Origin of the sequence: Sphingobium sp. LMC3-1-1.1, assembly GCF_040676285.1 — a bacterium.
GTDB lineage: Bacteria > Pseudomonadota > Alphaproteobacteria > Sphingomonadales > Sphingomonadaceae > Sphingobium.
In genome coordinates this window covers 209,730-221,010 of record NZ_JBEGHQ010000023.1, presented here as the reverse complement: position 1 = coordinate 221,010, position 11,281 = coordinate 209,730, and the positions used below count along the sequence as shown (strand labels likewise).

The window sequence follows — 11,281 nt, the reverse complement described above, 5'->3', positions numbered from 1 at the left end:
GCTCTTGGGCGCACAGCGCCGGTCAGAATCGAAGATCGTCCAGAGGTGCACGCTTGGAAAAGGCGACGCATGGGAGTATGCCGCATCATGAAGCCGCTTCAGATATTGCTCGTGGAAGACGATGCGGTCATCGCAATGTCCCTTGCAGATCTGCTAAGCGGCCTGGGACACACCGTCTGCGCATTTGCCGAGACCGAAGCGGAAGCGGTGGCCGCCGCCGTTCGATGCAGGCCCGATCTGATGATCGTCGATGCCAACCTGTATGAAAGCAGCGGCATCTCAGCTGTCGCTCAAATCCTCCTCGGGGGCTTCGTGCCGCATATATTCATGACGGGCGATCCCTATCAGGTGCAGGAATTGGCGCCAGGTGCGGTCATCCTGCGCAAGCCATTCAAACTTCATGAACTCATCAGTGCCATCGAACTTTCCAGCCAGTCATCGGACTGATCCTTCACTCGACCAAATGAGTAGTTTCCGATCCTCAAAATACATCCTTAAGCCGTATATGATCATCCCTAATGATTAATAGCAATCATGGCTGGAGAGAAACTATGCGTATCTTCATAGCAGGTGCAATGGCCGCGGTCATGCTTACGGGCTGTATGAACGACGGCAATAATCGTCGTCCGTACGCACAATGGCGACAATATGACTATAACCGGCCAGACCCGAATTATAGCGGATATTATGCCGATCGATATTATCGTGAGGACCGTCGCTACGGCGAGCGCCGCCTGACGCAAAATGACCGCATCTATCGCGGTCAGGACGGGCGCTATTATTGCCGCCGTTCGGACGGCAGCACAGGCCTGGTCATCGGCGCCATTGCGGGCGGCGTGCTCGGTAACATGATCGCGCCCGGCGGATCGGAAACGCTCGGTACAATCTTTGGCGCCGGCGCGGGGGCGCTTGCGGGCCGCGAGATTGATCGCGATACCCGTTGCCGCTGAAGCAGCAACGGCATGGGATCGAACATTGCCGATCCATCCGCAGTGAGGGGATGGATCGGCAGGAGATAGGTTATGTCCATCGGTATCATCCTCATCATCATCCTCGTCATCCTATTGCTGGGCGGTTTCAGTGGCCGCTTTGGCGGCTATGGCTATGGCTATGGTCACGGCGGAGTTGGGGTGATCGGCGTTATTCTGATCATCGTTGCGCTGCTGTTTCTGACCGGTCGGCTGTGAATATAGTTCCCGGCGCGCTCGCAAGCGCGAGGGGGCTTCAGCTTCATTGATGATAATAGAACAGCATCAAAGGATATTTTTCATGCGCGCATTCATTCTCATGGCGTCAGTAGCCGCACTGACCATACCGCTGGTGTCGCTCGCTCCTGCGGCCCAAGCCCAATCAGGATGGTCGCGGCATGATCGGACATCGGCCGGCTATACCTTGAGGCAGGTCAGTATGTGGGCCGGGCCGGACACCGATTATCCTGGCATACGCTCCATCCCCGGTAACCGCCGGGTCGATATTTACGGCTGCCTGAACAACTGGAGCTGGTGCGATGTGGGCTACCGTTCGGATCGCGGCTGGGTTGCCGGCCGCTTTCTGGGTGCCGATTACCGGGGGAGACGGCAGTCGTTTGTCACGGTTGCGCCCTATATGAGCATCCTTGTGTTGTCGTTCCGGTTCGACGACTATTGGGACAATCATTATCGCAGCCGTCCATTCTATTCCGATCGCTCTCGTTGGGAGAGTCACTATTACGACAATTACAGGCCTGAATGGGGACCCCGTCCCACCACCCCGGATCGGTATCGGCGCGGGAGCGACTGGCAGCGTCCGCAGATGGCGCCGGACAGGCGTGGGTCTGGGTACAGGGATCAGCCGGTAAATCCTTACCGCCGCGACGCGACCCCCCAGGCAGTACCGACGCCCGACCACCCCAGCGTTAGCCCCGGTGCGATGCGGCATCGTGATCAGCGGCCTTGGGAAGCCACGCCCCCTGCGCAAGGAAGGAATGACTCCGCTGCCGGGAAGCAAGACGATGCCCAGGAGCACGCCAGGAGGAAGGCCGAGGGCGACAATATGCACAATGACCGGCAATAACGATCCGCGTCGTCGAAGGGCATATACCCTCATGAATGAATATGGAGCCTTATTGTGAGAATTTCACATTATATTCGATTTGCAATTTTGCTGGGCGGCTTCGCCGTTGCGAGTTGCAACACTGTCGAAGGCGCCGGAAAGGATGTGCAATCGGCGGGTAGAGCTGTTGAGCAAACGGCGCAGGATGCAAAATGACGGCGCGTAACAGGAATTTATGAAATCAGCCCGCTGGAACAGCGGAGGGATTAAGGGTCTGAAGTGCGGCCTGACCTCCGCGATAAGCGATGAAAAAAGCTGCCGTCTTGCCGCTTCACCCGAAAAATCGCGAAACGTTTCCTATGAATTGCAACAGGATTTGGTTGCGCTGGCTGATGAACAAGGTGGCATAGGATGAGTGAAATTCAGGTTCAACCGGCTCGCAGCATGGCTGAAGGCAAACCAGCCGCACGCGTTGCAGATCTTGCCCAGCGATTACTGGAGGGAGGGCTGTCCGAACTTTCGGTGCGCGAACAGCGGGTCATTTCCACAATTGTCGACCGGCATCATGTCACGCGCAGCGTCAATCGTGCGGTAGACGACGACCAGACCATTGGCGACCATATCGCGGACCGGGTCGCGCGCTTTGGGGGTTCCTGGACCTTCATCATCATTTTCGTGGTGGCGCTGGTTGCATGGGTCGGACTCAACACGCTGGTGCTGATATATTTCGGTCCAGCGCTCGACCCATATCCTTTCATTTTCCTGAACCTGATTCTCTCGATGATCGCCGCGCTGCAGGCACCTATCATCCTGATGTCGCAGAACCGCCAGGCTGCACGCGATCGGATTTCGGCCGGCCTCGATTATGAAATCAATCTTAAGGCTGAACTGGAGATCATGGCCTTGCACGAAAAGCTCGATGCTCTGCGGATCGACCGATTGGAAATGTTGCTAAGGAGCCAGGGTGAATTGCTTGAACAGCTTGTTCAATTCAGGCCAATGGAGCGCGCTCCAGTCGTCTCATGAAGCTCGACAGCCTTCCGACGTTGATGACGTCAACCCCAGGAGTATGAGGATGCCTATCCTACGTCTGGATGGGATATCTGATCGAACGATTGCCCCGGCTTTACCAATCCCCGTGTTACACCGAATTTGACCCCGGCATCTTCGTGTGGCCGGATATAGACACGATAGATGCTGGGAAAGTCTGTTCGCAATATCTGCTCGATCTCCCTGATGATACGCTCGACATCTCCCGCCGAAATCCGATTATCGAAATCGACATTTACAGTGGCAATGATTTCGGTCGGTCCGTTGTGGACGGTGACGATCTCGCCGATACCCATCACGCCTTCCCGGGTCGCGGCGCGGCGAATGCCGGCGATAAGTTCAGGATCGGCCGCTTCACCGATAAGTAGGCCTTTCGCTTCCCTGGCCAAAAAGATAGCCACGGCCCCGAGCAGGAGGCCGATCAGGATCGACGCAACACCGTCAAACCGTGGTTCACCGGTCGCCTGGGAAAGGCCAAGCCCAATCGCGGCGATAACAACACCGACCATTGCTGCACCATTTTCCAACAAAATGATGACGGTCGCCGCATCCTTGGTAGAAGTAAGCGCCTGCCACCAACGCTTGTCGCCCCGAGCCGCGTCGAACCGGCGAAACGCTGCTGCGGTCGAGGCTCCTTCCAGAAAAAAGGCTATTGCCAAAACTGTGTAAGCTATGAGCGGTGAGACAGCTGGTTCGGGGGCCAGTAGGTGAACGATTCCTTCATAGATCGCCACACCCGCGCCGAGCGCAAAGACAAGGAGCGCCACGACAAAGCTCCAGAAATAAAATTCGCGGCCGTAGCCTCCAGGATGAGCAGCGTCCGGAGGCTTGGCTGCCTGCTTCTGGCCATAGATCAATAATAACTCATTGCCCGAATCGACGAGGCTATGCACACCCTCGGTCAACATCGCGGACGATCCCGTAATCGCTGCCGCTGTGAACTTGGCGATTGAGATTCCTCCGTTCGCAACGAGTGCGATTACGAGAATCTTTGTTTCTGAATTCATCCCACCTGCCATAGCGGTCATTCTCAGAATATTGCTCATTCTTGTTACCATATACGGCCTTGCACGTCGTGATTCTCAGCGCGTGTACCTTCAGACCAGTACCTGCCTCAAAGAGAGAACAGGCGTGAAGGCAGACCCGGCGTTGGCAAATTGTATAACCGGCCTGCGCACAAGCGAACGGCAAATTCTTGCGGCCTAGTTCCGTAACCGTCATTCCGAAATGTCCGACATCCCTGCCGTGAGCGCTTACCCTCGACAATGACATTTGAAGCATGATTCGGTAGAAATAGGGCCGACGAATCGGCCTTATTTTTGGTCTGTGTTTCCGCGTTTGAGAATCGAACCCATTTTGATTCCAGCGATGATGGACCGATTGATGGATTCATTTGTCATACAAGTGAAATTTTGTTTATTTTTCATTATCTTATTTAAGTAATTCGATTCCGGCTCGGCCTCCAGATTGCTGTCAGCCAATGCTCGCTGATAATTGAAAAAACCCATGATTTCCGCTAGTTTACAGGTAATCGCTGATTGGCAGCGACTGCCTCTATTTGCCTGTGACCGCAGACGATGGGGGCCTACCTTGGGGGCCTCGCGAGGCCCGCTGACATCCAAAGCGGTTGCCGAGACCTTTTTGAACATGGCCATCGCAGCCTGCCTCATTCCGCTGATCATGGCGTGGCTCTGGCGTCGTTTCCAATACGAGACCGGCAGGCTGCGGAAGCCACGAGAGCCAATCTACGCGAACGCCACCGACGAGACGCGGGAAGCGCTTGAAAAGCTCTTTGCCTATCTCCAGCGCGAAAGCGCACCAAGGGCCTACTACCGCAACTGGAGTGGCACCCCGATCTATCTGGGGCGCCGTTATTTCTTCGGAAATTTACGAGTCCTGCTTCTGTCGGAATTTGCCGCCGTCCGGGCGCTTTGCGTCTCGCCGGGCGGGAACCGGATTTCCGGCGCGATCAAGATCGAGAAAGACCCCGACGAGGTTATCAAGGAACTCGGCATCAAACCCAAGCGGGCCGGTGGTCCAGGCCGGAACGCGAAATATGCCTATAGCGACGCTCTTATATCTCTGATCGGCGACGCTCGACTGAGCGCGCTGGACATGAGCAACCGGGCAGCGGCGATCAGGGCAATCAAGAAATGGCTGTCGGAATGGTTTGAGGAACATGCAGACGAGACCGGGGACGTGCCACGTGGCGACCTTCTCGCTCCCTATGCAGAAAAAATTTGCGTGCATTTAGACAGAGCGAGAAGCGGCACCATAGGCCGCACCCATCGGCAGCCACACTGGGCTAGAATTCATTCACACATCTATTCAAGTTCGAATGTTTCAAACAACAATTATGCACCATTGCACTGCACATAAAGGATGACCGCTAATCCGCCAAAGCCTTCCGTGTCGTACACGCTTCAAAAGGCCACGAATATCTCGGATCGGTTCCTGCCACGAAGTTATATCAAGCCTGTGTCATTTGCGTAACAGCTTGTTTGAAAATTTCTTAAATCACAATAGTTTATACTTTACAGCTTTGCTCGGGGAATTAACCTGACCATCGCATTCCGCAAGGGTTCGGTTGGGGCGGGATAGTGGGCGGGGGGCGCCTATTTCCAGAGCAAGGGGACTGGAGCATGAACAGAATTTTGAAGACCGCGCGTCTGCGCGCGGGTGCAGCCACGGCTCTAGCCGGGGTCGCTTTGATGCAGGCGTCACTGCATGCGCAGGAACAGGCGCCTCAAAATGAGCAAGGCACCGTGGAAGCCGGAGAAACGATTATCGTGACGGGTTCCCGCATCGTGCGGCCCGAACTCGATGTCGCCAATCCCATTGTCGCCGTCACCGCAGAGCAGATTGAGCAGACCGGCCGCACCAACATCACCGACGTCCTGCTACGCAATCCGGCCTTGTCGGCGTCGACCGGCAGTTCGCTCGCAGGCGGCGCGGATGCGGGCTTCGGCGAGACAGGCGTAAACCTGCTCAACCTGCGCAACCTGGGCACTGATCGCACGCTCGTCTTGGTGAACGGCAAGCGTCATGTCGCCGGAATCGCAAATTCCGCGGCGGTTGACATAAACTCCATTCCACAAGATCTGATCGACAGGGTCGACGTGCTCACGGGCGGCGCCTCCGCAATATACGGGGCAGACGGCGTGTCGGGCGTGGTCAACTTTATCCTTAAGCGCAACTTCGAAGGGCTTTCCGTCCGGGGCCAGTCAGGCATCTCCTCAAAGGGGGATGCTGCGAACCGCTATTTCAGCCTGACGGCTGGCCAGAATTTCAGCGAAGATCGCGGCAACATCGCTTTCGCTTACGAATATAACAAGTCAGACCGCCTCAGCCCCTTCAAGCGGAGCTTTTCGGGCGATCCCGCCCGCTATGGCGAAATCCTCCAGAATCAGGACGATCTGGGCGACGATCCGAGCGTCCCTGATCGCATTCTCTACCGCAATCTCACATGGGCAGACAGCGCACCTGATGGCGCCGTCGATATCGATCTCGACGGCATTCCCGACTTCACGGGCAGCGGTTTGCCTTATGATCGCGGCATCCCGTTGATCGGCGGCAACGCTCGCGCCGTTGGCGGATCCAACACGCCGGTCGCAGGCTATTTCGGCGACCTGCAGCCCAAAACCGAGCGGCATGTTTTCAACATGTTGACCAGCTATGAATTCTCGTCGGCCATCCGCTTCTACGCGGAAGGCAAATATGCCGCGACGCAGGCCTATTCGGTCGGACAGCCCAGCTTTGACTTTTTCACTTATCTCCAGCCCGACAACGCTTATCTGGTCGATCGCTTTGGCGCCGGTGCAGCGCCAGACGGCGCCTATGTCTCGCGCGACAATTTCGATTTCGGCATTCGCGGTGAAACCGTAAAGCGCAAGACGATGCGCTTCGTTGCCGGCTTCGACGGGGATCTGGGCAGCAACCTCAAATATGATATTTCCTACATTTACGGTCAGACGAAAGTACGGAACCGCCAGACGGCAAATCTGATCGGTGATCGCTACTATGCCGCACTGGACGCGGTCCGCGATCCGACGACGGGTCAGATCGTCTGCCGGTCGACGCTCGAATATGACGGCGTGATCGATCCCGACAATTTCGGCGGGCCGGCCACCACCTTCTCGCCGGGCGCCGGCAGCGCCTGCCGTCCCCTCAACATCCTGGGTAACGGCGTGGCGTCGCAGGAGGCGCTCGATTTCGTGCTGGCGGACAATCTTAGCCGATCGAAGATCACTCAGGAGGTCCTTACCGGTTCGATTTCGGGCAATCTCGACTCTGCCTTCACCTTCCCCGGCGGCGGCTCCTTCGGCTTTGCCCTGGGCGGGGAATATCGGCGCGAGAAAAGCTCCGATACGCCCGACCTGCTGATCCAGAATGGCGATTTCCGCGACACGGCGGCCTTGTCCCCTAGCAGCGGCAAGTTCAATGTGAAGGAGTTCTTCGCCGAAGTGAACGCTCCGATCCTGTCCAACATGCGCTTTGCCGAACTGCTCTCGGTTGGCGGAGCCATCCGCTTTTCCGACTACAGCACGGTCGGCAAAACGACGACATGGAAGGTCGACGGCATCTATGCCCCGATACGCGATATCCGTTTCCGGGGTTCCTACTCGCAGGCGGTGCGTGCGCCCAACATCGGCGAACTGTTCCAACCTGCTACCGGAACATTCGATTTTGTCGATGATCCCTGCGATTTTCGCCGCATAAATGACGGCACACAATATCGGCAGGCCAATTGCACCACCATCCTGTCGGGGTTGGGGTTGTCACCAGCAGAAATCGCCGCCTTCAGTCCGACAACCGATCCGCAGGCCACCACATCACGGCGCGGCACGACCGGTGGGAATCCCGACCTGACGGAAGAAACGGCCAAGTCCTGGACTGCGGGCGTCGTCCTCCAGCCGCGCTTCATTCCAGGGCTGACGCTGACGTTCGACTGGTACGACATCAAGATCAAGGATGCGGTCAACACACCGACGGCTACCGAGCTCGCCGAACTGTGCGTCGATCAGCCAACGGTCGACAATGTGTTCTGCGAGAACATCTTCCGCGACACGGGCACCGGCTTCGTCCTGGGCGATGGCGACGATATCCAGCGGCGGATCGGCTTCAATGTCCGGCCGCAAAACGTCGCAGCGATCAGAACGGCGGGCGCCGATTTCTCCGTTCGCTATGCCTTCACTCCAGCGGGCAATCTGGGCTCCTTCGCCGTCAGCCTTGTCGGCGGCTATCTCGACAAGAAAACCGAGGTGCCTTCTATCGGCGCTGATGTGGATGACGATATTCTCGAATCCTACAACCCGCGCTGGCGCGGAACGCTGGACCTCGTCTGGAAGCTCAAGGGGTTCACGGCCAATTATTCGTTCAACTATTTCAGCAAGACACGCCGCTACACGACCGAGCAACTGGCGGCCAATCCGGACCTCGTGGACCCCAAATATGTCTGGTACAAGGAACTCAAGCAACACGACCTTCGCCTTGCCTATGACGTCAACGACCGGTTTCAGTTCTACGCAGGCGTCAACAATTTGACCGACCAGACGCCGGATATCGGTCAACTGAGCTACCCGATTTCGGGTGTCGGACGGTTCGTCTACGCAGGCTTTAAGGTGCAGACCGACCGGCTGTTCTGACCGAGGACGGGCAGCGGTCTGGCCTTTAGCGTTCTTCAGATTTTCAGGATCGGACGCCATGGCGCCAACTTAGGGCCGGAACAGGAGATGACCGATGGTTCGATAGGTCGGCCGGCGACCCGTGAAGCGTGATGCACGTCACGCGCAAACTCGAAAGAGACGCTTATTGTCCGGGCCGCGACCCGAGGAATTCAGGCTTGCCTGATTTCCAAACTTTTGGGCCCGGCAGCCTTCGCGCTGCTGGGCCTTTTTTTAAGAGCCATCAGCCGGTAGGTTCGACCGCGCTGGCCCACAGGGTTTTGGGGGAAAAGCTTGCTTGAGGCGGAACGGCTGGCCGTTATCAGAAGCGTGTTCTCGTGCGGGCAGGCTGGTGCCGAGGCTCTGGCATCTGCCGTTCGCGACGCGGTCTTTCCACACAAGGCCTTCGTCGCGCATCAGGGCGACCTGGCCCATCATTGCTGGGTCGTCGTGGAAGGGGCTGCGCAAGCCCAGATCAACTCGGCTGACGGTCAACGGACGTTGCTCGCTTCCCATGGTCCCGGCGAAATCTTCGGCAGCTACCCTGTGCCAGCAGTGTTGCGCAGCGACATCGTCGCCCAAGGTTCGCTCCATCTACTCTGTATTGAAACGGCGACGCTGGTGGACCTTGCCCGATATAGCGCGGAGATTGCCCATGGCCTGAGCATGCTGTTCGCCCGGCAGCTGGATGTGATGCTTGACCGTATGGCTGCACGAACCACTTTGACCGCCTATGGCCGGGTCTACGCCGAACTGCTGCGCCTGGCCGGCCCCTCTAACCGGATTGAGCCGCCACCCGTGCTGTCGGCGCTTGCATTGTCGGTTCATACCACGCGCGAAACGACATCCCGGGCGATCGCACACCTGTTGCGGCGTGGTATCGTTAGCAGGACCGATGAGGCGCTCAACATATTGGCGCCCCGCCTCCTGGCCGACTTGGTAGCCTGAGAACACCAACCAAGACTTGCTTAAAAAGCCGTCGGTCCGCTCGCACCATTCCAAGCGTTGCGGGCTGAAAGTCAGCGACTCTGCCCTAATTAAGGAAACAGGCCATACAGCGTCAGATCGCCCAGCGCCGTCCTGATGTCGCCCATCGGTTGGACATTTGCCTCCGGCGCATGCAAGGCAAGGGCCAGGGCGGCGGCTTCGCTGAGAACCACCGCCCCCTTGAGATCCGCCACGGCAATCATGAGCACGCGATCCCAGCGCCCCGCCCGCGCATCTGAGACGGCCCGGTAATCCAGTCCCAGCCGGGCATCAGGATATTCACTCCGCAAGTCGGAAACCCGGCGAGCAGCTTCGCCGAGGGAAGGCAGACGATAGGCGCGCTGTCCCTCCTGCCTCGCCAGATCCACGCCGTCCCCATTCAAGCAGAAATGCAAAGATTCGGGTATCGCGATCAGGGCAGCAGCCTCAGCCTCTGTCGACAGGGTGACCCGTCGACTGTCGCTCCGTTCGAGTTCCAGACGATCCAGCCGAAGCCCGAGGGCCTCCCAGCGGGCCATGCACTTCCCGCGCTCCTCGCCCCGTCCGACGATCTGCAAGGCGCGGGCCGAAGATTGCAGGCGCTTTGCCTCGCACAAGGCAAGTCCCATGGCGGCCTGCCTCGACACCTCGACGGACGCATCGCTGAGCGGCTGCCAATCATCCATTTCCTTCACCGCGACTGCCTGCTCCAGCAGCGCATCGAACCGATCGGCCCAGCTAGGTCCGAAGGGCTCGACCGAGGTGGTCCGGAACAGTTCAGCCGGACAGGGCAGAACGACATGCAGTTGTCGGCCCGCGACGACGGCGGCTTCTGCCACCAATATGTCGGTCCCGGCCGCCAGCGCACCGACCACCATGGAAGGTGCCAATGCATCCACCGCCCCGGCAACCGCCTCGGCCGCCCGGTCATCATCCGTGGCAAGGCCCAATATGCCTTCGAAATAGAGCGGCGAGGCCGGGCGATGACGGTCCAGCCAGTCGACGGGCTGCCCCGCCTCGGCCAGGATCATGGCGAACTGCCGCAGCGTAGAGGCATGATCTTCCCATGCTTCGGGCTGATGTCCGATCGCTCGCCTCAGCATCCGTTCGGCATCCCGAGTCCGGCCCAGCAGCAACAGCGCTTCGGCGCGCGTCGCATCAATCCAATAAGGCGTCTCGGCGGCGCGCAGCGGATCATCGAGCAGCGCCATTACGGCATGAGCCAACGTTGTCGCCGCCTCGCCTCGTCCGGCAAGAAAAGCGAGCGTCGCCGCGTTGATTAATGGATAGGTCGCGCGCGAAAGAGCCGAAGCACGCTCATAAGCGGTGATCGCGCGGTTCAGCAGATCTTCCCGCACGGTGCCGCTTTCCGCCGCCGCGCGATCCTTGAGAAGGCGCCCGTAGACCGTCAGGACATCCGGATCGTCCGACTGTGGCGACAGGCCGGCGGCATGAAACGTTGCCCAGGCTTGTTCCAGCGCGCCCGCCCGCGCCAGTCGCGTAATGCTGTTAAGCTGCGGCCTGATCATTGCCAGCCTTGTCCCATAAGCGCCTGTTCGCCGCCACCGAAT

Annotated in this window: 13 protein-coding genes; 10 read left to right on the top strand and 3 right to left on the bottom strand. The window is 58.4% G+C overall.

What is annotated here, in order from left to right; all coding sequences use genetic code 11:
• Positions 1-87: 87 nt before the first annotated feature.
• The 7 genes from MRBLMC3_RS14355 (at position 88) to MRBLMC3_RS14325 (ending at position 3,057) form a co-directional block, all read left to right on the top strand.
• On the top strand, positions 88-447 hold the full coding sequence (locus tag MRBLMC3_RS14355; RefSeq protein WP_363737266.1) for a response regulator: 360 nt from the start codon (positions 88-90) through the stop codon (positions 445-447).
• Between the two features lie 104 nt (positions 448-551).
• Positions 552-950 carry a glycine zipper 2TM domain-containing protein gene (locus MRBLMC3_RS14350; RefSeq protein WP_363829823.1) on the top strand — a complete coding sequence of 133 codons (399 nt, stop codon included), beginning with the start codon at positions 552-554 and terminating at the stop codon, positions 948-950.
• A 72-nt stretch (positions 951-1,022) separates the two neighbouring features.
• Positions 1,023-1,187 (top strand): DUF3309 family protein, encoded by a 165-nt coding sequence (locus tag MRBLMC3_RS14345; protein ID WP_363737268.1) that lies wholly within the window; start codon positions 1,023-1,025, stop codon positions 1,185-1,187.
• Positions 1,188-1,269: 82 nt separating this feature from the next.
• Positions 1,270-2,052: an SH3 domain-containing protein gene (locus MRBLMC3_RS14340; RefSeq protein WP_363829821.1), complete on the top strand. Its 783-nt coding sequence runs from the start codon at positions 1,270-1,272 to the stop codon at positions 2,050-2,052.
• Between the two features lie 72 nt (positions 2,053-2,124).
• Positions 2,125-2,247 (top strand): entericidin A/B family lipoprotein, encoded by a 123-nt coding sequence (locus MRBLMC3_RS14335; RefSeq protein ID WP_363737445.1) that lies wholly within the window; start codon positions 2,125-2,127, stop codon positions 2,245-2,247.
• Between the two features lie 19 nt (positions 2,248-2,266).
• Positions 2,267-2,446 (top strand): hypothetical protein, encoded by a 180-nt coding sequence (locus MRBLMC3_RS14330; protein WP_363737270.1) that lies wholly within the window; start codon positions 2,267-2,269, stop codon positions 2,444-2,446.
• A complete protein-coding gene (locus MRBLMC3_RS14325; protein ID WP_363737271.1) occupies positions 2,443-3,057 on the top strand; it encodes a DUF1003 domain-containing protein in 615 nt (204 codons plus the stop codon). The genes MRBLMC3_RS14330 and MRBLMC3_RS14325 overlap by 4 nt, the downstream gene beginning before the upstream one ends.
• Before the next feature lie 53 nt (positions 3,058-3,110).
• Here MRBLMC3_RS14325 and MRBLMC3_RS14320 read toward each other — a convergent pair whose 3' ends face one another.
• Positions 3,111-4,127, bottom strand: a complete 1,017-nt coding sequence (locus MRBLMC3_RS14320; RefSeq protein ID WP_363737272.1) for a cation diffusion facilitator family transporter — start codon at positions 4,125-4,127, stop codon at positions 3,111-3,113.
• A 267-nt stretch (positions 4,128-4,394) separates the two neighbouring features.
• Positions 4,395-4,736 carry a hypothetical protein gene (locus tag MRBLMC3_RS14315; RefSeq protein ID WP_363829819.1) on the bottom strand — a complete coding sequence of 114 codons (342 nt, stop codon included), beginning with the start codon at positions 4,734-4,736 and terminating at the stop codon, positions 4,395-4,397.
• Here MRBLMC3_RS14315 and MRBLMC3_RS14310 point away from each other — a divergent pair.
• From MRBLMC3_RS14310 to MRBLMC3_RS14300, 3 genes are all read left to right on the top strand, one after another.
• Complete coding sequence (locus tag MRBLMC3_RS14310) at positions 4,729-5,460, top strand: hypothetical protein (RefSeq protein WP_363829817.1); 732 nt, start codon at positions 4,729-4,731, stop codon at positions 5,458-5,460. The two genes, MRBLMC3_RS14315 and MRBLMC3_RS14310, sit on opposite strands and share 8 nt — an antisense overlap.
• A gap of 263 nt (positions 5,461-5,723) precedes the next feature.
• The gene (locus MRBLMC3_RS14305; protein ID WP_363829814.1) at positions 5,724-8,726 is read left to right on the top strand and encodes a TonB-dependent receptor plug domain-containing protein; all 3,003 of its coding nucleotides are present in this window, start codon (positions 5,724-5,726) and stop codon (positions 8,724-8,726) included.
• Positions 8,727-9,038: 312 nt separating this feature from the next.
• Positions 9,039-9,692 carry a Crp/Fnr family transcriptional regulator gene (locus MRBLMC3_RS14300; protein WP_363737275.1) on the top strand — a complete coding sequence of 218 codons (654 nt, stop codon included), beginning with the start codon at positions 9,039-9,041 and terminating at the stop codon, positions 9,690-9,692.
• Between the two features lie 89 nt (positions 9,693-9,781).
• Here MRBLMC3_RS14300 and MRBLMC3_RS14295 read toward each other — a convergent pair whose 3' ends face one another.
• Positions 9,782-11,239, bottom strand: coding sequence for a TRAFs-binding domain-containing protein (locus tag MRBLMC3_RS14295; protein ID WP_363737276.1), 1,458 nt, complete (start codon positions 11,237-11,239; stop codon positions 9,782-9,784).
• Positions 11,240-11,281: the final 42 nt, after the last annotated feature.

Excerpts from the sequence above, each read along its gene's own strand:
- MRBLMC3_RS14355 (WP_363737266.1), top strand. The coding sequence starts at position 88 with ATGAAGCCGCTTCAGATATTGCTCGTGGAAGACGATGCGGTCATCGCA.
- MRBLMC3_RS14350 (WP_363829823.1), top strand. The coding sequence starts at position 552 with ATGCGTATCTTCATAGCAGGTGCAATGGCCGCGGTCATGCTTACGGGC.
- MRBLMC3_RS14345 (WP_363737268.1), top strand. The coding sequence starts at position 1,023 with ATGTCCATCGGTATCATCCTCATCATCATCCTCGTCATCCTATTGCTG.
- MRBLMC3_RS14340 (WP_363829821.1), top strand. The coding sequence starts at position 1,270 with ATGCGCGCATTCATTCTCATGGCGTCAGTAGCCGCACTGACCATACCG.
- MRBLMC3_RS14330 (WP_363737270.1), top strand. The coding sequence starts at position 2,267 with ATGAAATCAGCCCGCTGGAACAGCGGAGGGATTAAGGGTCTGAAGTGC.
- MRBLMC3_RS14325 (WP_363737271.1), top strand. The coding sequence starts at position 2,443 with ATGAGTGAAATTCAGGTTCAACCGGCTCGCAGCATGGCTGAAGGCAAA.
- MRBLMC3_RS14320 (WP_363737272.1), bottom strand. The coding sequence starts at position 4,127 with ATGAGCAATATTCTGAGAATGACCGCTATGGCAGGTGGGATGAATTCA.
- MRBLMC3_RS14310 (WP_363829817.1), top strand. The coding sequence starts at position 4,729 with ATGGCCATCGCAGCCTGCCTCATTCCGCTGATCATGGCGTGGCTCTGG.
- MRBLMC3_RS14315 (WP_363829819.1), bottom strand. The coding sequence starts at position 4,736 with ATGGCCATGTTCAAAAAGGTCTCGGCAACCGCTTTGGATGTCAGCGGG.
- MRBLMC3_RS14305 (WP_363829814.1), top strand. The coding sequence starts at position 5,724 with ATGAACAGAATTTTGAAGACCGCGCGTCTGCGCGCGGGTGCAGCCACG.
- MRBLMC3_RS14295 (WP_363737276.1), bottom strand. The coding sequence starts at position 11,239 with ATGATCAGGCCGCAGCTTAACAGCATTACGCGACTGGCGCGGGCGGGC.